This is a genomic window from Collinsella sp. i05-0019-G5 (assembly GCF_042851345.1).
GTDB lineage: Bacteria > Actinomycetota > Coriobacteriia > Coriobacteriales > Coriobacteriaceae > Collinsella.
In genome coordinates, this window is the sequence record NZ_AP031421.1 from 1,475,043 (window position 1) to 1,497,597 (window position 22,555).

Sequence of the window (22,555 nt, forward strand, 5' to 3'; positions counted from 1 at the left end):
GTACTACTCACCTCCCAGCGGCGCGGAGCCCACGTGGGAACCCGGCGCGACGTCGTTAATCTCGACGGCGGTGTGGCCGTCGACTTCCTTCATATATAGGTGCACGTTCTCCTCATGCGACGAGGGAACGTTCTTGCCGACAAAGTCCGGCGAGATGGGGAGCTCGCGGTGGCCGCGGTCAACGAGGACCGCCAGCTCAATACGGCTCGGGCGGCCCAGGTCCATGACGGCGTCGAGAGCGGCGCGGATGGTACGCCCCGTATACAGGATGTCGTCCACCAGCACGACGCGCTTGCCGTCGACGCTGAAGGGAATGTTGGTAGCGTGGATCGCGGGAGCGAAATTGGTCGCATAGTCGTCGCGGTAGAAGCTGATGTCGAGGCTGCCGAGCGGAACTTCGACGCCCTCGATCTCCTTGATCTCCTCGGCGAGCTTCTTTGCCAGAAGGTCGCCGCGCGTGACGATGCCGACCAAAGCGAGGTCTTCACAGCCCTCGTTGCGCTCGAGAATCTCGTGCGCGATGCGGGTCATCGCTCGATTGACGGCGGTCTCGTCCATAATGACCGCCTTGGGGGAAGTCGTGCCCATCGATCTCCTTCCTCACATGTCTTGACTGCTGACACAGTCAAAAAAATAGATGCCCGACCGCTCAAAGCGGACCAGACACCCACAGGAAGGGCTGCTCTTTGGCAGCTATGTAATTCCATGTGGGTATCTCGTACCCCTTTAATGGTCAAGGGATAGTGTAGCCAACCTAGAGCGTAATTGCGAGCATAAATACAGAGCAATCCGTAAACGGAGCCCAATGCTCCATAAACCTATATATATTTGTGGGACGAGCTTGAAAACGCACGCACGAGCTGGCATAATCCCCTCTGCTGCACGCAAATCGGATCTACGTCCAGGGCCGTGGCGTGGGCACTATCGCCAAAAGAGGAATATCTCTGTGTAGATTACGCACAGGGAGCGACTTCTGTGCTATAGTTCAGGCTTGTTTGTTAACGCGACATGTTCGTTTGTCGCCCAAGGAGGGTCAGTTATGTCCAAAGTTTGCGAAGTTTGCGGTAAGCACCCCGTTGCCGGTCGCTCCATCAGCCACTCTCACCGCGTCACCAACCGTAAGTTCCGCCCCAACATCCAGCGCGTCTACGTCGTCGTCGATGGTCACCGTCGCAAGATGAACGTTTGCTCCACCTGCCTCAAGTCCGGCAAGGTTGCGCGCTCCTAAATAAGGTCTTACCAAAAAGTACCTCGGACTCTCCGGGTCAAAGACCTCGCGTTCACATAGAACTTACCAAAGGCGCCCTCCCCTACGGAGGGCGCCTTTTTGCACTCATTGGGGACAGACTTATATGAGGGTTTGCAGATGTCAAAGGGATCATAGCCCAGCTGGTATGCCTTGTAACTAACGGTACGCCTCGAGCGAGTCGGACGCACCTTACACGGGATTGAAATGGATGTAATCGAGTAGCTGCACCGCCTGTGTGTCCGACTCAACCGCGACCCGCGAATAGCGATTATCAAACAGATGTCCCGTTTTCCCATTGAAATACTCATGAGAGTCTGTACCCAATGAGCGGGGCGATGCAGCAGGCAGATAGTTTTAGTTAAAACGTTTCAGTTTATTGAAGCGTTTTAGTGTGCCTTTTACAGGAATCTTACCGTTCACCGAATTATTTCTTGCTATCATGCAAGGCGTAGGGTAAATCTCCGATCGCAAGGAGACACAAATGGTGAAAAAGTCACCGGAAAACACTACTCCCGCAATTGTGGACAACGTAGAGGCGCTTGAGGCTAAGCTCGCTCAGATGCGAGAGGCCCAGGCGCTTTTTGCTACGTACACGCAGGAGCAGGTCGACAAGATCTTCTATGAGGCCGCCATGGCCGCCAACAAGGCTCGTATCCCGTTGGCAAAGATGGCCATCGAGGAGACCGGCCGCGGCGTTCTTGAGGACAAGGTCATCAAGAACCACTACGCCGCAGAGTACATCTACAACGCTTACAAGAACACCAAGACCTGTGGCGTTCTGGAGCGCGACGAGGCTTACGGCATCACCAAGATCGCCGAGCCCATCGGCATCGTGGGCGCCGTCATCCCGACGACCAACCCCACCTCCACCGCGATCTTCAAGACGCTGATCAGCCTGAAGACCCGCAACGCCATCATCATCTCCCCGCACCCGGCAGCCGCCAAGTGCACCATCGCCGCCGCCAAGCTCGTGCTTGACGCCGCCGTCAAGGCCGGCGCCCCCGAGGGCATCATCGGCTGGGTCGATGTCCCCTCCATCGAGCTGACCAACATGGTCATGCGCGACGTCGACATCATCCTCGCCACCGGTGGCCCGGGCATGGTCAAGGCCGCTTACTCCTCGGGCAAGCCCGCCCTGGGCGTTGGCGCCGGTAACACCCCGGTCGTCATCGACGACACCGCCGACGTGCTGCTCGCCGTCAACTCCATCATCCACTCCAAGACCTTCGATAACGGCATGATCTGCGCTTCCGAGCAGTCCGTGACCGTCATCGACAGCATCTATGACCAGGTTAAGGCCGAGTTCCAGAAGCGCGGCTGCTACTTCGTCAAGCAGGGTGCCGAGATGGAGGCCCTGCGTGCCGCCATGTTCAAGAACGGCGCCCTGGATCACCGCATCCCCGGCATGGCTGCCGCCAAGATCGCCGAGCTCGCCGGCATCGAGGTTCCCGCCAAGACCAAGATCCTGATCGCTGAGGTCACCTCCACCGACCCCGCCAAGGAGGAGTTCTCCCACGAGAAGCTCTCCCCGGTCCTGGCCATGTACCACGCCAAGGACTTCCAGGAGGCCGTCGACAAGGCCGAGCACCTGGTGCTCGCCGGTGGCCCGGGCCACACCGCCTCTCTGTACGTGCACCCCGCCCAGGCCGAGAAGATCAGCCTGTTCGAGCACGTCATGAAGGCCTGCCGTATCGTCATCAACACCCCGTCCTCGCACGGCGGCATCGGTGACCTGTACAACTTTGGCATGAAGCCGTCTCTGACCCTGGGCTGCGGCTCCTGGGGCGGCAACTCCGTCTCCGAGAACGTTGGGGTGAAGCACTTGATCAACGTTAAGACTGTGGCCGAGCGCCGTGAGAACATGCTGTGGTTCCGCGCTCCCGAGAAGGTCTACTTCAAGAAGGGTTCCACGCCCGTCGCCCTCGACGAGCTGGGCAACGTCATGGGCAAGAAGCGCGCCTTCATCGTCACCGACCAGTTCCTCTTCAAGAATGGCAACACCCGCGCCATCGAGGCCAAGCTCGACGAGATGGGCATCGCCCACGACTGCTTCTACGACGTCGAGCCCGATCCGTCGCTGCAGTGCGCACGTCGCGGCGCCAAGCAGATGGCTCTCTTTGAGCCGGACGTCATCATCGCCGTCGGCGGTGGCTCCGCTATGGACGCCGGCAAGATCATGTGGATGATGTACGAGCACCCCGAGTGCAAGTTTGAGGACATGGCCATGGACTTCATGGACATCCGCAAGCGTATCTTCACCTTCCCCGAGATGGGCAAGAAGGCCTATTTCGTCGCCGTCCCGACCTCTTCGGGTACCGGCTCCGAGTGCACGCCGTTCGCCATCATCACCGACAAGGAGACCGGCATCAAGTGGCCGCTCGCCGACTACGCGCTGCTCCCCAACATGGCTATCGTCGACGCCGACAACTGCATGACCGCCCCGCGCGGCCTGACCGCTGCCTCCGGCATCGACGTCATGACCCACGCCATCGAGTCCTACGTCTCCATCATGGCTTCCGACTACACCAAGGGCCTCTCCGAGCGCGCTGCCAAGCTCGTCTTTGAGAACCTGCCCTCCAGCTTCACGAACGGCGCCAAGGACCCGCACGCCCGCGAGGAGATGCACAACGCCTCCTGCATGGCCGGTATGGCCTTCGCCAACGCCTTCCTGGGCCTCAACCACTCCATGGCTCACAAGCTCGGCGCTTTCCATCACCTGCCCCACGGCATCGCTAACGCCGTCATCCTGACTCGCGTCATGCGCTACAACGCCGCCGAGGCTCCCGTCAAGATGGGTACCTTCTCCCAGTATCCTTACCCCAACGCACTGCACAACTACGCCGAGATGGCCAAGTACTGCGGCATCGAGGGCAAGGACGACAAGGAGGTCTTCGAGAACTTCATCACGAAGCTCGAGGAGCTCAAGGACTTCATCGGCGTCAAGAAGACTATCGCCGACTACGGTGTTGACGAGCAGTACTTCCTCGACACCCTCGACGAGATGACCGAGCAGGCATTCAACGACCAGTGCACCGGCGCCAACCCGCGCTACCCGCTCATGAGCGAGATCAAGGAGCTCTACCTGGACGCCTACTACGGCCGCGAGCCCCAGGATTACGCCGTCTGCTAGTTTTAGCACGGTTTTTAACGGCGGGGGTGCACGGGTGTTTCACACACCCCCGCCGTCGCTTCTATCGCATCGTTGAAAGGATGCAACCATGCTGCTACCCGATTCCAAGACCGAGCTCGTCCGCCGTGGCAACAAGGTCGTTTACGACCTGGGCGACAAGATTGTCAAGGTCTTTAACGAGACCAAGCCTGTCTCCGACGTGTTCAACGAGGCTTTGAATCTTGCCCGCATCAATGAGTGCGGCATCCGCAGCCCCAAGGCTCTCGAGGTTTCCCAGCTCGAGAACGCCAACGGCTGGGCGCTCGTGACCGAGAAGGTTCCGGGCACCACCCTTGCCGAGAAGATGACTGCCGAGCCCCAGCGCTTCGGTGAGTACCTCGAGATGTTCGTCGACCTCCAGATCGAGATCCACGGCTACACCTCCCCGCTGCTCAACCGTCAGCGCGACAAGTTCGCCCGCATGATCGACAGCCTTGATCAGCTCAATGCCACCACGCGTTACAACCTTCAGGAGCGTCTGGACGGTATGATCAAGGAGTTCAAGGTCTGCCACGGCGACTTCAACCCCTCCAACGTCATCGTCGGCGACGACGGCCAGCTCTATGTGTGCGACTGGGCACACGCTACCCAGGGCTCCCCTGCTGCCGACGTTGCCACCACCTACCTGCTCTTTGCCCTCAACAGCAAGGACCAGGCCGAGGCTTATCTGGAGCTCTACTGCGACCGCGCCGACATGCCCATGCAGGTCGTGCGTCAGTGGACGAGCATCGTCGCCGCTTCCGAGCTCGCTCGTAAGCGCAACGTGAACGATGAGTTCCTGAAGAACTGGATCGACGTCGTCGATTATCAGTAATATCTGAGCGATTTATTTCGCATCGGAGGCACAAAGGAAACCCCGCAGCTCGCATGGGCTGTGGGGTTTCCTTTTAGCGATTGAGTACGCCGACAAGATAAAAGGACGGCCCCGCATCTCCCCTATCTGGAGAAATGCGGGGCCGTCCCGTATATCGAACTACAAGCGAAATCGCCGATTAACGGCGTGCCGCCTTCACAAGCTCGGCGACCTTGGCGACGACCTCGTCGATCGCCACGTCCTCGCGCTCACCCGTAGCACGGTCCTTGAGCTCGACGGTGCCGTTCTTGAGGCCACGCTTACCCAGAACGACCTGATACGGGAAGCCCATAAGGTCGTTGTCGGCAAATTTAAAGCCGGGACGCTCGTCACGGTCATCGACGACGACCTCGATACCCTTGGCGCACAGGCCATCAACGATCTGCTCGCAGACGGTAGCGCACTCCTCCTTCTTGGGATCGAGCGGAATCACCGCGACCTCGTACGGGGCAACGGAGACCGGCCAGACGATACCGTGCTCGTCGTTGTGCTGCTCCACGACGGCAGCGAGCGAGCGGGACACACCAACGCCGTAGCAGCCCATGATGAGCGGCTTCTCCTTGCCATCCTCGTCCATAAAGGTGGCACCCATGGCCTCGGAATACTTGGTGCCCAGCTGGAAGACCTGAGAGACCTCGATGCCGCGGGCAGCGGAGAGCGGCTTGCCGCAGTGCGGGCAGGGGTCGCCGGCGACAACGGTGACCAGATCGGCCCACTCATCGACGGTAAAGTCGCGCTCGGGGCAGGCACCGGTAAAGTGATAATCGACCTCGTTGGCACCGCAGGCCCACTGCTTGGAATCGCGCAGGCTCTCGTCGCACACCAGACGGATGCCCTCGGGCAGGTTGACCGGTCCGATAAAGCCCTTGTGCAGGCCGTTCGCTTGAAGCTCCTCGTCGGTCATCATGCGGTAGCCCTTGCCAAAGACATGCTCGGCCTTGCAGTCATTGAGCTCGTGGTCGCCCGGGACAATGGCCACGACCGGCTTGCCCTCGGAGTCGATGAGTGCCAGCGACTTGCGCGTGCCGTTCTCGGGGAAGCCGAAGAACTTGGCAACGGCCTCGATGGTGCCCATACCCGGAGTCTCGACCTTGGTGAGCGTGCCATCGCCGGGGCCCTCGGTCACAACGACCTTGGTGCTTGCAGCCTCGTCATCGGCAGCAAAACCGCAATCGTCGCAGTAGACGAGCGAAGCCTCGCCGGCGTCGGCAAGAGCCATGTACTCGACGGAAGTGTCGCCGCCGATCTCGCCGGAGTCGGCGACAACGGGCAGAGCCTTGATGTAGCAGCGCTCGCAGATGTTAGCGTAGGCCTGCTTCATCTTGTCGTACTCCTCCTGCAGGCTCTCCTGCGTGGCGGAGAAGCTGTAGGCGTCCTTCATGATGAACTCGCGACCGCGCATCAGGCCAAAGCGGGGACGGAACTCGTCGCGGAACTTGTCCTGAATGTGGTACAGGTTGACGGGCAGCTGTTTGTAGGAGCGCAGCTCATTGCGCACCAGGGCCGTGACGGTCTCCTCGTGGGTGGGACCCAGGACGAACTCGCGACCGTGACGGTCGTCAAAGCGCACAAGCTCCTTGCCATAGGCGTCGATGCGGCCGGACTCACGCCACAACTCGGCGTCGACCATGATAGGCATCATAAGCTCCTGGGCACCGGCAGCGTCCATCTCGTCGCGCACGATGTTCTCGATCTTACGGATCGAGCGCCAGGCAAGCGGCAGGTAGGAATACAGGCCGGCGGCCTCCTTGCGGATCATGCCGGCACGGAGCAGCAGGCGGTGACTGGCGAGCTCAGCGTCCGCCGGATCCTCTTTAAGCGTCGGCGCATAGAGCTTAGACATATACATTGCTCGGGTCATTTATTTCTCCTCAATAAGCTTGTCGACCTCGGCCATAAGCGCGTCGACAATTTGGTCCTCAGCTACTTTACCAATGATCTGGCCATGCGAAAAGAGCAGGGCCTGACCACGTCCGCAAGCAACGCCCAGATCGGCATCAGAAGCCTCACCGGGGCCATTAACGGCACATCCCATCACAGCGATAGAAAGCGGCGCGGAGTAGTTCTTAAGCCGCTCGGTGACCTCCTCGGCGATGGGAATGAGGTTAACCTGGCAGCGGGCGCACGTGGGGCACGAGACAATCTCGGGGCCACGGCGACGCAGGCCCAGCGACTGCAGAATACCCCAGGCAACCGGCGGCTCCTCAACCGGATCGGCCGTGAGAGAGACGCGCATGGTGTCACCAATACCCTCAGACAGCAGAATACCAAGGCCCACCGAGCTCTTAATGGTGCCCTGAAGCTTGGTACCCGCCTCGGTTACGCCCAGGTGAAGCGGAACGTGGGGAATCTCACGCGACAGGGCTCGATAGGTATCGAGCGTCGTTTGCACGCTATGGGCCTTGGCCGAAAGCACGATGTTCGTAAAGCCGCGGTCCTCAAAGTGCTTGACGAAGCGCTCGCTCGACATCACGAGCTTTTCGGGCTGCGTGAGGTCTTCGCGCTCGGCGATATCCTGCTCGAGTGAACCGGCATTGACGCCGATACGAATCGCACAGCCCGCGGCACCAGCAGCATCGATCACCGCGTCAACCTTGGCCCAATCGCCGATATTGCCGGGATTGATGCGCAGCTTGGCAGCACCGGCCTCAACGGCACCAATGGCGAGCTTATGGTTAAAGTGAATATCGGCGACGATCGGCACCGGAGACTCGGCACAGATGGTGCGGAAACCCTCAAGCGCGGCCTCGGTGGGCACGCTCACGCGCACGATATCGCAGCCAGCCTGCGCCAACGCGCACACTTGCGCAAGCGTTGCCTGGGCATCAGCGGTATCGGTGCAGGTCATGGATTGGACCACCACCGGCGCACCGCCACCGATCTGCACGCCGCCCACATGCACGGGGCGCGTCAAATCGCGAGGCAAAGGATGGGATAAAGACAATCCAAACACTCCCCTACAGAATAAATCGAAGGATGTCGGAACGAAGCATATAGACAAACAGCAGCGCAAAGAGCGCGATGCCCACATAGCTCACAATCGTCTGGACCTTGAGCGGAAACTCGCGGCCCACAATCTTTTGAATGATCTCGATGACCAGCTTGCCGCCATCGAGTGGTGGGATGGGCAGCAGGTTCATAAAGCCAAGCGAGAACGAAATGAGGGCGGCAAACGAAAGGAACGTGGCAGGACCGGCAGCAGCAGCCTGTGAGGACATAACGCTAATACCCACGATCGAAGAAGACTGATCGAGAATCTCCATCGTATGCTGCGGCTGGAGCAGGCGCATCACGCCCTCCGCGGTCTGCACAACATAGGAGAATGACAGACGCGCCGAGGTGATGGGGTCCAAACGGACTACCTGCGTAGAGGCATACACACCTAGGCGCTCGTCCTCTTTGAGCGCAACCGTGGTCGAATGCTGCTTGCCGTCACGCTCGTACTCGATGGCGATATCGTCCTTACCGGCGGCCTTGCCGATGGCATCGTAAACGTTCATCCATGTGGAGCACGATACACCGTCAACCGAAAGGATCGCATCACCAGCCTCGATACCCGCCTTGGCGGCAATAGACCCCTCGTCAACCTGACCGATCACGTTGGTATCGATCGGCACGGTGACGCCCGCAATGGAATAGATGCTCATAAGCAGCAAAAAACCCGTCAGGATATTGACGAGAATGCCCGCGAGCAGCATAAAGGCGCGCTTGAGAAAGCCCTGGCCAAGATAAGTGTGCGAGCGCTCTTGCGCCAAGAAATCAGCCTCGCCGCACGGCAGCTCCCACACATCGCCCTCGGCAGTCGCATGCTCTCGATCGAACCGGCGGCCGTCAAAGGTGGTGTAACCCGCCGCGTCTCGCGGCAGCGTCTGATACTTGGTGGGATAGTAGCTCGGCGAGGGTTTCTCCCCTTCCTCATACCAGGGAGCGATGGAGCCCCAGCCCAGCAACAGAGCACAAGCCTCGAGCACATCCTCCTCGGAAAGCTCGAGCTCGACAGCAAGGTCGGCCACGGTCACGCGACCATGACGGTAGATAGCCGCGAGCACGCGATCGGCGCAGGAGACATCGGTCGGATCCATACCGCAGATGGCAGCGTAGCCACCCAGCAGCAGCGGGGTCACGCCAAACTTGGTTCCAATGCGACGCGACGTGTAATGGATGTCAAAGCGGCACGGCAGGCCCAAAAAGAACTCGGTCACACGGACGCCGCAGGCACGCGCCGCCAAAAAGTGGCCGCCCTCGTGCAAAAACACGAGGACGGAAAGCATCAGCAGGCCCCAAAAGACCGATGAGAGAACGCTCAGAACAGTATCCATAAAACGAAAAAGCAATCCTTATGGGTTAGGAACGGGTTGCGGAGAGTACCTGCGCAGCCTTTTCACGCGCCCACGCATCGATGTCGCGAAGCTGCTCAAACGAATCGACCGCCTGCATATCGTGGGCATCCATGCAGGATTCCACAATGCGATCGATATCGGTAAAGCTGCAGCCATCGTGCAGGAAGGCATCGACGGCGACCTCGTTGGCGGCATTGAGCACGCACGGCATGGTGCCACCCGTCTTGCCGGCACGCTCGGCCAGTGCCAGACAGCGGAAGGTATCCATGTCGGCAGCATCAAACGTGAGCTGCCCCAGCTCGCGGAAATCGATACGAGGCGCCGGGGTATCCCAACGCTCGGGATACGAGAACGCGAACTGGATGGGAATACGCATGTCGGAAGCACCGAGATGCGCCATCACGGAGCCGTCGGCAAACTCGACCATAGAGTGAATCTTGGACTGACGCTGCACGACCACGTTAATGAAATCGAGGTCGCAGTTAAACAGATGCATGGCCTCAATGCGCTCCAGGCCCTTATTCATGAGGGTGGCGGAGTCGATGGTGATCTTAGCACCCATGGCCCACGTGGGATGTGCGAGGGCATCGGCACGCGTCACGCGATTTAGCTCGTCGCGCGTGCGGCCAAAGAACGGACCGCCCGAGCAGGTGAGCCAAATACAATGAGCCTCGCGCGGGTTCTCCCCCAGATAGCACTGGTAGATGGCGGAGTGCTCAGAGTCGACTGGAATAAGCTGGCCCGGTTGCGCCAACGGCATAAGCAAGTCGCCACCGACGACGAGGGACTCCTTGTTGGCAAGGGCAAGACGCTTATTCGAGGTCAAGGCCGCATGGCTCGCCTCGAGACCGGCGGCACCCACAATAGCGACGAGTACGCAGTCGACAACGTCGCGACGCGCGAGCTCGCAAACCGCCTGCGCGCCAACGCCGAGCTTCGTTCCCTCGGGCAACTCCTGCAGCACGGCGTCATCGCCATGAGCGACATCGGCCACGGCAACCGCCGAAACCGAGAACTCGCGGGCAGCGGCAACAAGCTCGGAGGTACTGGAGTTAACGGACAGCGCCGTCACCTGCAGGCGATCGGCATGCTGGCGGCACACATCGAGCGCCTGGGTGCCGATGGAGCCCGTACAACCCAGGATGGCAACACGGAGGCGTCCATCGGGGCCATACGTCGTCTGGAATGACATTACAGCACGCCTCCGATCATCAGCATCAGCTGCGCGGTGATGCAGCCGAAGATAAGCGAATCGCTACGATCGAGCATGCCGCCGTGGCCCGGGATAAGGTTGCCGGAATCTTTGACGCCCACACCGCGCTTGATGCGCGACTCGATAAGGTCGCCGATAACGCCCAGAATGGACACGACCACGCCGCACAGCAGCGCATAGGGCAGGCTGAGCTTGAAGAAATGCGTCGCCCACAGGATGAGCCAAATCAAAACCGAGCCCAGGATGCCGCCAACAAACCCCTCCCAGCTCTTTTTGGGAGAGATCTTGGGAACCATCTTGTGTTTGCCGATACGGCTACCCACGATATAGGCAAACGAATCGGAGACCCAGAGAGACGCGCAAACACCCACCGAAAGCAGGGCGCCGGCAAAACCGGGCACGGCATCGCGCAGCAGCACGATAGCCGACAGCATAAAACCGGTGTAGATGGGACCCATGAGTGTCACGGCAACATCGGATATACGGGTACGCGGCGACCAGACATACCAAATGCCCACAGTGAGCATCAGGGCAAAAAGCAGGGCATTCAGCAGCATCGAATCGCCCAACGCCGACAGCGGAAAGAGCACGGCGGCAGCGATACCCATGCGCTCGTTAGCCATCTTGCCATCGAGCCTTGTCATACGGAAAAACTCATAGCAGCACAGACCGCTCATGACGGAAACAAAGATGGCCGTGGGCACGATACCCAAAACCAGGCACAGGATAAAGACAACGGCGTAGACGATACCGGCGGCGGCACGGGTAATAAAGCCCGCCAGCCACGAACCGGTGCCGCTCTTCACTGCAGGCGTTCCCGCAGTGGCAGCTTTGCGCGCAGGCGTCTTGGGAGCAGATGCCTTGGGACGATCGGACACGATTAAGCCTCCTCGGTCTTGCTCAGTCCACCAAACCTACGGTCACGGCCCTGATAGGCCAAAATGGCGTCGACAAGGCCCCAACGATCAAAGTCGGGCCAATAGGTATCGGTGACGTAGAATTCGGAATAAGCCACCTGCCACAGCAGATAGTTCGAAAGGCGCAGCTCACCAGAAGTGCGAATCACAAGCTCAGGATCGGGAAGGCCGGCGGTATAGAGGTGGGAAGCCACCATGTCGTCATCAATTGCGCCAGGATCGATCTTACCGGCGGCAGCGTCGAGTGCGATCTGACGGACAGCGCGGGTAATCTCGGCACGCGCGCCGTAGTTGACGGCAAGCGCCAGCGTCATGCCGGTGTGATTGGCGCACTCGGCAAGACCGCGTTCAAAAACGTCGCGGGTCTTCTTGGGCAGCGCGGAAATGTCACCCAAAAAGACAACGCGCACGTTTTCGCGCTTCAGAAGCGGCAGCTCGTCGATAAACGTCTTGGCAAACAGGTGCATCAAGACGTTGACCTCATGCTGCGGGCGGTTCCAGTTTTCGGTAGAAAACGCATAGGCCGAAAGCACGTCGACGCCCAGACGCACGCAGGCGGTAATAATCTCACGAAGGGAGACGATACCCGCCTTGTGGCCCTCGGTGCGTGCAAGACCGCGCGATGTGGCCCAACGACCATTGCCGTCCATGATGCACGAGATATGGTGCGGAATGTTATTGAGGTCAAGGTCGGAAAAACCGACGCCCGCAGGGGCGTCGGCAAAGTACTCGACCAGTTTATGCTCGTCGTATTGCACCTTAGATCTCCATGACCTCGGCTTCTTTTTCCTTCAGAAGCTCCTCGACCTTGGCGACATACTCATCGGTGTGCTTCTGGACCTTGGCCTGCTCGCGACGGACATCGTCCTCGGTGAGCTCCTCATCGCGCTCAAGCTTGTTGTTGAAGTCGCGACGGATGTTACGGATAGACACCTTGGCCTGCTCGGCGTACTCGCGGCACTCCTTGACGAGCTCGCGACGGCGCTCCTCGGTGGGAGCCGGGAACGGCAGACGAACGACGGTGCCATCGGAGTTGGGGGTAATACCCAGATCGGAAGCGCCGATGGCCTTGACGATAGCGTTGATAAGTGCCTTGTCCCACGGCTCGATGAGCAGCATGTGGGCCTCGGGGGTCTTGACGGCGGCAACCTGCGTGACCGGCGTGGGAACACCGTAATAATCGACGGTGATGTCGGACAGAATGTTGGCATTGGCGCGGCCGGTACGGACCTTGGAGAAGTTATGCTTGAGGGACTCGAGCGACTTGTCCATATGGGCGGTGATGTTCTCTGCCATGCTTAATCCTCCTGATAGACGAGCGTGCCGACGGGCTCACCCGCGAGCGCGCGCTTGACGGTGTCCTCGCCATCGAGGTTGAGGACCAAAATCGGCATACGGTTATCCTGGCACAGTGCCGTAGCGGTGGAATCCATAACCTGCAGACCGCGGACGAGAACCTCGTGATAGGTAATCTTGTCAAAACGGACGGCATCAGCGCACTTGACGGGATCCTTATCGTAGATGCCGTCAACCTTGGTGGCTTTAATCAGAATCTCGGCGCCGATCTCGCACGCACGAAGAGCCGCGGCGGTGTCGGTCGTAAAGTACGGATTGCCCGAACCGGCGGCAAAAATAACGACGTTGCCCTTGGAAAGGTGGTTGATGGCGCGACGGCGAATATAGGGCTCGCAGATCTCGTTCATCTGGATAGCGCTCATCACGCGGCAGGGAACATCGTTATGCTCGAAGGCATCCTGCAGGGCGAGCGCGTTCATAACGGTTGCCAGCATGCCCATGTAGTCGGCCTGAGCACGCTCCATGCCACCGGCAGCGCCTGCCATGCCGCGGAAAATATTGCCGCCGCCGACAACGACGCCGACCTCATGGCCAACGGCGAGCAGCTCCTTGACCTGCTTAGCAAGATGGTCGGTAACCTTGGGGTCGATGCCATATTGGCCGTCGCCCATCAGCGCTTCGCCGGAAAGCTTAAGAAGCACGCGTTTATATCGGATGTCGGACAAAGCGATCCTCCTTTAGATTGAACTCCCAACATTCTATCAAAGGCTCTAAGAAGAGCCATGAAAAAGCAGGCTGTGAGTAAAACCCACAGCCTGCTCATTACCAGCTACAAGAGCTTATTTACTCGCCACGGACCAGACGGTCAAAGGCAACGACGGTAATGGTGTCGCCGAGCTCCTTGGAGACCTGCTCAGCGTACTTCTTGATGGTGAGGGAGCTGTCCTTGATGAACTCCTGCTCGGTGAGCACGGACTGCTTGTAGAACTTCTCCAGACGGCCGACAGCCATCTTCTCCTGGATAGCCTCGGGCTTACCGGACTCGGCAGCCTGAGCCATGTAGATCTGCTTCTCGTGCTCGACGGTCTCGGCCGGAACCTGATCGCGGGTAGCGCAGATCGGGGCGACGGCGGCAACCTGAAGGGCAACGTCGTGAGCGAAGGTCTTGAAGGATTCAGCCTGAGCGGTCTCAGCCTTCTCGAAGGCGAACTCGACGAGGACGCCGATCTTACCACCCATGTGGATGTAAGAAGCGAGCGCGCCGTTCTCAGCCTTGCGGGCAGCGAAGCGGGAGATCTTCATGTTCTCGCCCATGATGTGAATCATCTCGGTGAGCTCGGAGGAAACGGTCTCCTCGCCCATCGGCTTCTCGAGCAGAGCGTCGACGTCAGCAGGCTCGGTGGTAGCGACAACCTCAGCGACCTTGGAAGCAAAGCCGGTGAACTTGGCGTTAGAGCCAACGAAGTCGGTCTCGCAGGAGAGCTCGAGCAGAGCGCCGGTCTTGCCATCCTCGGAGACGAACGCGGCGACAGCGCCCTCGTTGGTCTCACGGCCAGCCTTCTTGGCAGCCTTGGCAAGGCCGTTCTTACGCAGAACGTCGACAGCGGCGTCCATGTCGCCGTCAGCCTCGACGAGAGCCTTCTTGCACTCCATCATCGGGGAGTCGGTCATCTCGCGGAGCTGCTTGACCATAGCGGCGGTAATCTGGGCCATTGTGGTTCCTTTCAAAGAGATGAAAAAGAATTAACTAAGACTGATTTACTCGGCCTTGGGCTCAGCGGCCATCTCGGCCTCGGAGACCTGCTCCTTACCAGAGCCAGCGAGGCAGGCGTCAGCCATGAGCTCGCACATAAGGGTGACAGCGGAGATAGCGTCATCGTTGCAGGGGATGCCGTACTCGACCTCGTCGGGATCGGAGTTGGTGTCGATCAGGGCGACGACGGGGATGTTCAGGCGCTGAGCCTCCTTGATGGCGTTCTCCTCGCGCTTGGTGTCGATGACGAAGAGAGCCTGGGGCAGACCCTTCATGTCGCGGGCGCCACCGAGGTTGGTCTGGAGCTTGGTGAGCTCCTTGCCGAGAACAGCCTGCTCCTTCTTAGGCAGAACAGCCATGCGGCCGTCCTCGACCATGGCCTCGAGCTCCTCCATGCGGTTGATGCGGGAGCGGATGGTGACGAAGTTGGTCAGCATACCGCCGAGCCAACGCTGGTTGATGTAAGGCATGTTGGCGCGCTCAGCAGCGTTCTTGACGGCCTCCTGAGCCTGCTTCTTGGTGCCGACGAACAGCACGTTGCCACCCTTGGCGACGTTCTTGACGAAGGTGTAGGCCTGGTCGGCGTCGAGGATGGTCTGCTTGAGGTCGAGGATGTAGATGCCGTTGCGCTCACCGAAGATGAACGGCTTCATCTTGGGGTTCCAGCGACGGGTCTGGTGACCGAAGTGGCAGCCGGCCTCGAGCAGGGTGCGGATATTAATCTTGGTAGCCATGTTAAACCTCCTGTGGTTTGCCTCCGCGCGGGGTCATCCTCCAAAACCAACCCGGACATGTGCTACCAAAGCCCGGGCACCACGGTATGAAGTAGCCGCGCGTGCGTGATAAAAACATGTTGCCGTGAAGCAACCCGATGAATGATAGCAGGAATGCCTCTTCCTGCCAACCCGCAATCAAAACCACACACCTGAGTGCGGCGCGGGACGTCCCAGCCACTATTCGCCGCGGGGATGGGCTTGAGCCACGGCACGTTTAAGCCGATCGGGTGTGAGATGCGTGTAGATCTGCGTCGTGGACAGGCTCGCATGACCTAGCAGCTCTTGAACCGAGCGCAGGTCCGCACCGCCCTCGAGCAAGTCGGTCGCAAAGGTATGGCGCATCGCATGCGGGGCGATGTCAGCCGGAATGCCGGCGAGCGTCGCCAGCGTATGGAACCGCCGCCGGAGCATCGCGGAGCTCATGCGATTGCCGCGCGCCGATATAAGCAGCGGATGCGGCCCGGTAGCGAGGTCGCGGCGCTTTGCCCGAGCGAGCAACTCCGGCCTCCCCTCTTCAATATAGAGACGCGTCACATCGAGCGCACGACGATACAGAGGGACGATACGCTCCTTGCTCCCCTTGCCCCACAGGCGCAGCGTGCGCTCGGACCATGAGATGGATTCCACATTGAGCGCCGCAAGCTCTGAGATGCGGGCACCCGAGGCATAGAGCAACTCGAGCATCGCCGCATCGCGCAGTCCCGCGGGTGTTGAGGTATCAGGCGTCTTGAGCAGCGCCTCGACCTGCTGGGTCGTAAGGACGCCCGGCAGGTCACGCGGCAGCTTGGGCGACGCGATCGCCGAGACCGCATCGCCCTCGACAATCCCCTCGGCAGCCATCCAGCGATAGAGAGATCGGATAGCCGACAGGTGCGCCGCAAGCGTTCGGGGAGCCACCTGCTCACGCGAAAGCTCAGCAAGATAGCGACGAATGGTGCGCACGTCGGCAGCGAAAGCATCAATATCCTCGCGCTCGCACCAGGCAGCAAAGCGCTCCAGTCTCGAGCCATAGGCCGTCACCGTGTTGGGAGAAAGCCCCTCAACGCGTGCGATATAGGCGATAAAAGAGTCGACGGTGTCGTACAGGTCAAAGGCTATGACCGGTCGCCTCCAAACAAGTCGGAACGCGTGGCCAAGTAGGCATCGAGGGCCTCGAGCGCACGGTCCGCATAGGCCTGATAGCGGTCGCGCTTGCTGCGGCGCTTACCGTCCTCGAGCGGCGGCACCAGGCCAAAGTTGACATGCATGGGCTGATAGCCCACGGTGGCAGGATCGGTCGCATAGCCCACGAGCGCACCCAGGGCGCCCACGCGGGGCAACTCGACGGAATCGGCGCCGATAGCCTCTGCATAGGTGTTGAGCGCCGCGAGCAGACCGGTCGCCACGGCTTCCATGTACCCCTCGGTGCCGGTGATCTGACCGGCCAGGCGCACGCCGGTACCGGGCACGGCAAAGGTGCCATCGAGCACGTGCGGGGCGTCGACAAAGGTATTGCGGTGCATGACACCGTAGCGGAAGAACTCAGCGTTCTCCAGGCCCGGCACCATATGGAAGACGCGCTTCTGCTCGCCAAAGGTCAGGTTGGTCTGGAAGCCCACCAGGTTATAGGCGGTCTTCTCCTTGTTCTCGGCACGCAGCTGAATCGCCGCCCAAGGGCGACGTCCGGTACGCGGGTCGGTGAGGCCGACGGGCTTCATGGCGCCAAAGCGAATGGCGTCCTTGCCGGTGCGCGCAACCTCCTCGGCAGGCTGGCAGGCCTGGAACAGATCGCCGCCCTCAAAGTCCTTGAGCACCACGCGGTCGGCCGTGGTGAGCGCCTCGATAAAGGCCTCGTACTCCTCCTTGTTGAGCGGAGCGTTGAGATAGTCGCCGCTCCCCTGCTCCTCGTAGCGCGACTGCGAAAACAGCACGTCCATATCGAGCGTGGAGGCATCGACGATCGGCGCCGCGGCATCGAAGAACGCAAGGGCGTCGCCACCGACGAGCTTCATGACCTCTTCGCTCAGCGCCGGTGAACACAGCGGGCCCGCGGCAATGACCACGTGGCCCTCGGGGATCTGGGTGACCTCGCCGTGAACGACCTCGATATTGGGGCGGGCGGCAACCTCAGCCTCGACGAGCTCGGAGAATGTAACACGGTCGACCGCCAGGGCGCCACCAGCGGGAACAGCAGCGCGATGGGCGCAGTCGAGCAGGACTGAACCCATGCGCTCAAGCTCGGCCTTCAGCAAACCAGCCGCGGAATCCGGACGGGTCGACTTAAACGAATTGGAGCAGACGAGCTCTGCCAGGTGATCGGTATGGTGAGCCGGGGAGCTCACCTGGGGGCGCATCTCGCACAGCTTTACGGCAAACCCGCGGTCTGCCAGCTGGATCGCGCATTCCGAACCCGCCAGACCGCCACCGATAACCGTCACCTGATCGAACTGCATCTGCAAACACCTTTCTAATTGACACGTTTTCCATTGTGACCGAAGGGCGTCTGGGCGTGAAGGGCAAACTTGGAGGGCGCATACCTTCCATCCATCATGCGCTCGATAAGGCCCTCGAGTTCAAGCGAACCCAAGAGTTTGAGTACGCCGACAGCATCGAGTGAGACGAGCGCCGCGATGTCGTCGACCTTGAGCGGAGAGGCGATGAGCGCATGCATCACGGTCTGCTGTGTTGGATTCAGGTCGGCAATGCCGGGAGCATCGGGGCGCGAGTAGCGCAGGGTGCCGTATATGCGAGAGATAGCCATCTCGATGGACTCCTCGTCGACAATGCAGCAGGCACCGTTCGCAATGAGGTAATTCGTGCCACGCGACTCGGGCGATAGGATCGACCCCGGCACGGCAAGAAGTTCGCGCCCCAAATCCATAGCAGCCTCGGCTGTAGAAAACGTCCCGGAAGGCATACCCGCCTCGGATACAAAGAGGGCTTGCGACAGGGCCGCGATCACGCGATTGCGACGCGGAAAGGCAAACTTGCGCGGACCCATACCCCACGGAGAGATCGACACGACCGCGCCGCCCGTATCGAGCGTGCGCGTAATAAGCCCCGCGCTCGAACGCGGGTAGACCACGTCGGCGCCCGTCCCCAGCACCACGACGTGTTTGCCGCCGGCGTTGACCGCAGCCCAACCCGAGGCCTGGTCACAACCGACCGCACCGCCCGAAACTACCGTCACTCCCGCCTCAACCGCCACCTTCGCCGCAAGCTCTGCCACGGCAAGACCATACGGCGAGGCCTTTCGCGCACCGATGATGGAGAGCGCGGGCGTCGAAAGCACCTCGGGGTTGCCGCGCACATAGAGCGTCTGGGGTACATCAGATAGCTCCAAAACGCTCTCGGGATACAACGCATCACCTGGATGCAGCTCGAAGGTCCCCTCAGCTATCATTGGTCCCTCCTTCCCTGGTACATCGCCGCCTCGAGCACGTGGTCCTGCGTCACTTGCTCGCTCTCGGCGACGTCAGCGATTGTACGCGCGATACGCACCAGGCGTACGATGCCGCGGCCCGTGAGATGCGTGCGTTTGGATAGGCCAAGTACGCATTTCTCGGCAGCATCATCGAGCTCGAAGGTCGAAACGACGCCGTCAATAGACCGCGTCTCGTCATCCTCGGCCTCGGCATCCGCATCGTCCATACGGAACTCGCGCCAGGCGCGAAAGGCACGACCGCGCACAACGTAGTCACGTAACTCGGCCGACGACATACCCTCCGCACCCTCGATAATCACTTGAGGGTCGGGACGGGTCACATCGATCATCATGTCGATACGGTCGGCCAAGGGACCGCGCAGTTTAGACCGATAGCGCTCGACCATCGCCGCCGAGCAGCGACACGGTACCTCGCGATCGCCCAAAAAGCCGCAGGGGCAGGGATTGCTCGCAGCCAGCAGCTGAAAGCGCGACGGGAAGGTAAAAGCCCCGTCGACGCGTACGATCCTCACGTAGCCGCGCTCGATGGGCTGACGCAGCGTCTGCAGCACGCCAGTGGGAAACTCGGCAAGCTCGTCCAAAAAGAGCACGCCGCCATGAGCAAGGCTGATCTCACCCGGGTGCACCGGGCGCCCGCCGCCGATAAGGCCTGCGGTCGAAATACTGTGGTGGGGACTGCGGAAGGGGCGGTGCCCCGCCAACAAGCCATCAATGTTCTCACCCAAAACCGAATGGATGCACAGTGCCTCCTGCTGATCCTCAACGGAAAGCTCGGGCAGGATGCCGGTCATACGGCGTGCGAGCATCGTCTTGCCCGATCCCGGAGACCCGATCATGAGCAAGCCGAGTTCTCCTGCCGCCGCAAGCGCCATGCCGCGTTTAGCGACTTCCTGCCCCAGCACGTCTGCATAGTCGAGCTCGGGCTCAAAGGTCGCCTCGACACCCTCGGAATCCAAGTAGTGCCGTGCGGCATCGCCCATGCCGTGAGCAAGCTGAGACAGATGGTCGATAAAGCCGCAATCTACGCCCGCGAGTGGCACATGCTGGTCGGACCTGCCGGCGATAAAAGACAGCCCCATGTCGCGAGCCAATAGCTGAAACGCCACCTCGCCCTTGACGGGAAGCACCGTACCGTCCAGACCAAGCTCACCTGCGATAAGGCAGCGATCGAGGTTGTCACGGGGAATCTGCTCATCGGCCGCTAGAACCGCGATGGCGATGGGCAGGTCAAAGCCGCTACCGGTCTTGCGGATATCGCCGGGTGCCAGGTTAACGGTAATGCCCGAGCGCGGGATCTCGAACCCGGCGGAGCGCATCGCGCAGCGAATACGACCGCGTGACTCCATCACCTCCATACTCGGGATGCCGAGCATCTGAATGCCCGGAACGCCGCCGGCAAGCGAGACCTCGACCGTGACGTGAATCGCCTCGACGCCGCGGATGCAGGCCGCGTGAACGGCAAACGTCTCGAACGCCATCACGACACCTGCCAATCGAACGCGTTGTACTGATGCTCGATCTCGGCGATATGCCCGCCGCGAATGGTGACACCCACTGCATCGAAGCGGATCGCCTTGAGCGGATAGTGCTCCATGAGATAGCAACTTGCGATACGGCGATACCGACGCTGCTTTTGGGCATCCACGGCCTCCTCGGGAAAGACCCGCGTGGTGCAATCCAGGGCGACGCGCCTGGTCTTGACCTCGGCCATCACCACGACATCGTCAAGCTCATCGAGCAGCACCAGATCGGCCTCGCCCTCGGTGCAACGATAACCCTGCTCCAGCAAGGTGTAGCCGCGCTCGTTAAAGTAGTCGATGGTGATCAGCTCGCCCAGCATGCCCAGCTCACGGGGACTGAGTCCCTTGATAAACTCGGGCGTCATCGCCCCGCAGTCGAGCTCGCCGTTTTCCCAACGCTCCTTGAGCTGCTGCGTCTTGCTCTTTTTGCTTGCGGCACTCATGGGGTCTCCTTTCCCGCACACTGCATTGCCCCGATGATGAGGGCACCTTTCATGCGGGTAAGTACAGGAAGCAAACCAAAAGCTGACCAAATGCCGTCAAAAAAAGGGCCGTACGCAGCAATGCTGTTGCATACGGCCCGCTACCAGCAGGTTTATAAAACCCTAGAGGTCCCTGTCTCCACAATTGACCTAGAAAAGGCGCTCAGTCTGCAGAAAGTTTCCGCAAAAGCTCACACGATGCAGTGGACAAAGTCCATGTTTTCGAATGGCCTCGATGTGCTCGGGGCTCGCATAGCCCTTCGATTCGGCCAGATGGTACTCGGGGTACTCGGCGTCGTACTCGACCATCATCTCGTCACGCGTGACCTTTGCCATGATGGATGCCGCGGCGATACAGGCGATCTTGGCATCGCCCTTCACCACGTCGCGCTCATTGGGAACGGCGCCCAAGGGGTTGCCATCCATGAGGACGCAGTCGGGTTCAAGTCCCGTATCGGCCACCGCACCCGCAACGGCAGCGCGGATGGCGCGGGCCATACCCATCTCATCGATATCTGCAGGAGCGATATGGCAAAAGCCGATAGCAGTCGCCACCTCGGCAATCTTAACCGAGAGCAGCTCGCGGCGCGCCGGCGTGAGCTTTTTGGAATCGTTGATGCCCCAGATGCGCGGCTCCATCGGAAGGCACACGGCACACACGGTCAAGGGCCCCGCTACCGAGCCACGGCCCACCTCGTCGACGCCCACGACCACGCCATCACCGCCGAGCTCATGCATAAGCTCGTACATGCCGTTGACGCGCTCGCGCTCGGCAAGCTCCTTGGCATGGCGCTTAAGGGCACGCTCGCAAGCCTTGATCACCTGCTGGCGCGGATCCTCGCGATAATGCTCCACGAGGGCGGGAATCTCCTCGAACGTGGCACTCGCCAGCTCGCCGGCAACCTGCGATGCCGAAACCGAGCTCGTCATATTGGCCATACCAGGCCCTCCTTGCATGCAAATCAGATAAAAAGAAGGGCCACCCGAAGGTGACCCTTACGTCCAAACGAGTGGACAGACGCTGCGATCTTCTTAGCGCTTCTCGGGGATGCGAGCAGCCTTGCCCACCTTGTCGCGGAGGTAGTACAGTTTGGCGCGACGGACGCGACCATGACGAACGACCTCGAGCTTGGCGATCTTGGGGCTGTGAAGCGGGAAGGTACGCTCAACACCGACACCGAAGGACATCTTGCGGACAGTGAAGGTCTCGCGGGCACCGGCGCCGGCCATGCGGATGACGTCGCCCTGGAAGACCTGGATGCGCTCGCGGTCGCCTTCCTTAATGCGGTAGTGAACCTTGACGTTGTCGGCGACGCGAACCTGAGGAATGTCCTCGCGGATCTGCTGACGCTCGATTGCGCGGATGTAATCCATGTGCAATTCCTTACTCTTCTAGAGGTGCCGTACCACCTTGGCCGGCACGTAGTTGAACAAACGTATTCGAGTATACACGCGCGGGTTTCTGCTGCAAGAACAATTTTTTACGCAGACAAAAAGACAAAACCCGCACATGATAACCGCCCGCCTCGCGAATGAGACGGGCGGCATGAAGGGGGCTACGCT

Annotated in this window: 21 protein-coding genes; 3 read left to right on the plus strand and 18 right to left on the minus strand. The window is 60.4% G+C overall.

All coding sequences use genetic code 11. The annotated features are described in order from the left end of the window. Positions 1-3: 3 nt before the first annotated feature. Positions 4-588 (minus strand): bifunctional pyr operon transcriptional regulator/uracil phosphoribosyltransferase PyrR, encoded by a 585-nt coding sequence (gene pyrR, locus ACGHIZ_RS06880; RefSeq protein ID WP_117770320.1) that lies wholly within the window; start codon positions 586-588, stop codon positions 4-6. Between the two features lie 451 nt (positions 589-1,039). Between pyrR and rpmB the strand changes: the two genes are divergently transcribed. From rpmB to ACGHIZ_RS06895, 3 genes are all read left to right on the plus strand, one after another. Further along, positions 1,040-1,228 (plus strand): 50S ribosomal protein L28, encoded by a 189-nt coding sequence (rpmB, locus tag ACGHIZ_RS06885; RefSeq protein ID WP_022094725.1) that lies wholly within the window; start codon positions 1,040-1,042, stop codon positions 1,226-1,228. A 502-nt stretch (positions 1,229-1,730) separates the two neighbouring features. Further along, positions 1,731-4,379, plus strand: coding sequence for a bifunctional acetaldehyde-CoA/alcohol dehydrogenase (gene adhE, locus ACGHIZ_RS06890; RefSeq protein WP_055285142.1), 2,649 nt, complete (start codon positions 1,731-1,733; stop codon positions 4,377-4,379). A gap of 88 nt (positions 4,380-4,467) precedes the next feature. Then, positions 4,468-5,232: a phosphotransferase gene (locus tag ACGHIZ_RS06895; RefSeq protein ID WP_390447036.1), complete on the plus strand. Its 765-nt coding sequence runs from the start codon at positions 4,468-4,470 to the stop codon at positions 5,230-5,232. Between the two features lie 178 nt (positions 5,233-5,410). On the opposite strand, the gene ACGHIZ_RS06900 is transcribed toward ACGHIZ_RS06895, so the two are convergent. From ACGHIZ_RS06900 to rplS, 17 genes are all read right to left on the minus strand, one after another. Beyond that, positions 5,411-7,132: a proline--tRNA ligase gene (locus ACGHIZ_RS06900; protein WP_390447039.1), complete on the minus strand. Its 1,722-nt coding sequence runs from the start codon at positions 7,130-7,132 to the stop codon at positions 5,411-5,413. After that, a complete protein-coding gene (ispG, locus tag ACGHIZ_RS06905) occupies positions 7,133-8,185 on the minus strand; it encodes a flavodoxin-dependent (E)-4-hydroxy-3-methylbut-2-enyl-diphosphate synthase (RefSeq protein ID WP_390447042.1) in 1,053 nt (350 codons plus the stop codon). Between the two features lie 43 nt (positions 8,186-8,228). Continuing rightward, positions 8,229-9,590 (minus strand): M50 family metallopeptidase, encoded by a 1,362-nt coding sequence (locus ACGHIZ_RS06910; protein WP_390447045.1) that lies wholly within the window; start codon positions 9,588-9,590, stop codon positions 8,229-8,231. 25 nt (positions 9,591-9,615) lie between these two features. After that, positions 9,616-10,803, minus strand: coding sequence for a 1-deoxy-D-xylulose-5-phosphate reductoisomerase (gene dxr / locus ACGHIZ_RS06915; protein WP_390447048.1), 1,188 nt, complete (start codon positions 10,801-10,803; stop codon positions 9,616-9,618). Beyond that, positions 10,803-11,702: a phosphatidate cytidylyltransferase gene (locus ACGHIZ_RS06920; protein WP_390447051.1), complete on the minus strand. Its 900-nt coding sequence runs from the start codon at positions 11,700-11,702 to the stop codon at positions 10,803-10,805. Before ACGHIZ_RS06920 ends, dxr begins: the two co-directional genes overlap by 1 nt. Positions 11,703-11,704: 2 nt before the next feature. Beyond that, entirely contained in the window at positions 11,705-12,499 is a 795-nt protein-coding gene (locus tag ACGHIZ_RS06925; RefSeq protein WP_055309876.1) for an isoprenyl transferase, read from the minus strand. 1 nt (position 12,500) lies between these two features. Beyond that, positions 12,501-13,037, minus strand: coding sequence for a ribosome recycling factor (gene frr, locus ACGHIZ_RS06930; RefSeq protein ID WP_006236112.1), 537 nt, complete (start codon positions 13,035-13,037; stop codon positions 12,501-12,503). Positions 13,038-13,039: 2 nt separating this feature from the next. After that, positions 13,040-13,762 (minus strand): UMP kinase, encoded by a 723-nt coding sequence (gene pyrH / locus ACGHIZ_RS06935; protein WP_390447055.1) that lies wholly within the window; start codon positions 13,760-13,762, stop codon positions 13,040-13,042. A 118-nt stretch (positions 13,763-13,880) separates the two neighbouring features. Further along, positions 13,881-14,750: a translation elongation factor Ts gene (gene tsf / locus ACGHIZ_RS06940; protein WP_022094736.1), complete on the minus strand. Its 870-nt coding sequence runs from the start codon at positions 14,748-14,750 to the stop codon at positions 13,881-13,883. A gap of 45 nt (positions 14,751-14,795) precedes the next feature. Next, positions 14,796-15,524, minus strand: coding sequence for a 30S ribosomal protein S2 (gene rpsB / locus ACGHIZ_RS06945; RefSeq protein ID WP_006236109.1), 729 nt, complete (start codon positions 15,522-15,524; stop codon positions 14,796-14,798). A 219-nt stretch (positions 15,525-15,743) separates the two neighbouring features. Then, on the minus strand, positions 15,744-16,586 hold the full coding sequence (locus ACGHIZ_RS06950; protein WP_390447058.1) for a tyrosine recombinase: 843 nt from the start codon (positions 16,584-16,586) through the stop codon (positions 15,744-15,746). Between the two features lie 74 nt (positions 16,587-16,660). Beyond that, the gene (gene trmFO / locus ACGHIZ_RS06955; protein ID WP_195239256.1) at positions 16,661-17,998 is read right to left on the minus strand and encodes a methylenetetrahydrofolate--tRNA-(uracil(54)-C(5))-methyltransferase (FADH(2)-oxidizing) TrmFO; all 1,338 of its coding nucleotides are present in this window, start codon (positions 17,996-17,998) and stop codon (positions 16,661-16,663) included. Positions 17,999-18,012: 14 nt separating this feature from the next. Continuing rightward, complete coding sequence (locus ACGHIZ_RS06960) at positions 18,013-18,948, minus strand: DNA-processing protein DprA (protein WP_349110276.1); 936 nt, start codon at positions 18,946-18,948, stop codon at positions 18,013-18,015. Then, positions 18,945-20,468 carry a YifB family Mg chelatase-like AAA ATPase gene (locus ACGHIZ_RS06965; protein WP_138374169.1) on the minus strand — a complete coding sequence of 508 codons (1,524 nt, stop codon included), beginning with the start codon at positions 20,466-20,468 and terminating at the stop codon, positions 18,945-18,947. The genes ACGHIZ_RS06960 and ACGHIZ_RS06965 overlap by 4 nt, the downstream gene beginning before the upstream one ends. After that, entirely contained in the window at positions 20,468-20,953 is a 486-nt protein-coding gene (locus ACGHIZ_RS06970; RefSeq protein WP_055285132.1) for a YraN family protein, read from the minus strand. Before ACGHIZ_RS06970 ends, ACGHIZ_RS06965 begins: the two co-directional genes overlap by 1 nt. A gap of 189 nt (positions 20,954-21,142) precedes the next feature. Then, entirely contained in the window at positions 21,143-21,931 is a 789-nt protein-coding gene (locus ACGHIZ_RS06975; protein ID WP_138374168.1) for a ribonuclease HII, read from the minus strand. A gap of 93 nt (positions 21,932-22,024) precedes the next feature. Next, positions 22,025-22,366 carry a 50S ribosomal protein L19 gene (rplS, locus tag ACGHIZ_RS06980; protein WP_006236098.1) on the minus strand — a complete coding sequence of 114 codons (342 nt, stop codon included), beginning with the start codon at positions 22,364-22,366 and terminating at the stop codon, positions 22,025-22,027. Positions 22,367-22,555 lie beyond the last annotated feature (189 nt).

What these genes read in the sequence shown, in the direction of transcription:
- pyrR (WP_117770320.1), bottom strand. Translation starts at nt 588, where the DNA reads ATGGGCACGACTTCCCCCAAGGCGGTCATTATGGACGAGACCGCCGTC.
- rpmB (WP_022094725.1), top strand. Translation starts at nt 1,040, where the DNA reads ATGTCCAAAGTTTGCGAAGTTTGCGGTAAGCACCCCGTTGCCGGTCGC.
- adhE (WP_055285142.1), top strand. Translation starts at nt 1,731, where the DNA reads ATGGTGAAAAAGTCACCGGAAAACACTACTCCCGCAATTGTGGACAAC.
- ACGHIZ_RS06895 (WP_390447036.1), top strand. Translation starts at nt 4,468, where the DNA reads ATGCTGCTACCCGATTCCAAGACCGAGCTCGTCCGCCGTGGCAACAAG.
- ACGHIZ_RS06900 (WP_390447039.1), bottom strand. Translation starts at nt 7,132, where the DNA reads ATGACCCGAGCAATGTATATGTCTAAGCTCTATGCGCCGACGCTTAAA.
- ACGHIZ_RS06910 (WP_390447045.1), bottom strand. Translation starts at nt 9,590, where the DNA reads ATGGATACTGTTCTGAGCGTTCTCTCATCGGTCTTTTGGGGCCTGCTG.
- dxr (WP_390447048.1), bottom strand. Translation starts at nt 10,803, where the DNA reads ATGTCATTCCAGACGACGTATGGCCCCGATGGACGCCTCCGTGTTGCC.
- frr (WP_006236112.1), bottom strand. Translation starts at nt 13,037, where the DNA reads ATGGCAGAGAACATCACCGCCCATATGGACAAGTCGCTCGAGTCCCTC.
- tsf (WP_022094736.1), bottom strand. Translation starts at nt 14,750, where the DNA reads ATGGCCCAGATTACCGCCGCTATGGTCAAGCAGCTCCGCGAGATGACC.
- rpsB (WP_006236109.1), bottom strand. Translation starts at nt 15,524, where the DNA reads ATGGCTACCAAGATTAATATCCGCACCCTGCTCGAGGCCGGCTGCCAC.
- trmFO (WP_195239256.1), bottom strand. Translation starts at nt 17,998, where the DNA reads ATGCAGTTCGATCAGGTGACGGTTATCGGTGGCGGTCTGGCGGGTTCG.
- ACGHIZ_RS06960 (WP_349110276.1), bottom strand. Translation starts at nt 18,948, where the DNA reads ATGATAGCTGAGGGGACCTTCGAGCTGCATCCAGGTGATGCGTTGTAT.
- ACGHIZ_RS06965 (WP_138374169.1), bottom strand. Translation starts at nt 20,468, where the DNA reads ATGGCGTTCGAGACGTTTGCCGTTCACGCGGCCTGCATCCGCGGCGTC.
- ACGHIZ_RS06970 (WP_055285132.1), bottom strand. Translation starts at nt 20,953, where the DNA reads ATGAGTGCCGCAAGCAAAAAGAGCAAGACGCAGCAGCTCAAGGAGCGT.
- ACGHIZ_RS06975 (WP_138374168.1), bottom strand. Translation starts at nt 21,931, where the DNA reads ATGGCCAATATGACGAGCTCGGTTTCGGCATCGCAGGTTGCCGGCGAG.
- rplS (WP_006236098.1), bottom strand. Translation starts at nt 22,366, where the DNA reads ATGGATTACATCCGCGCAATCGAGCGTCAGCAGATCCGCGAGGACATT.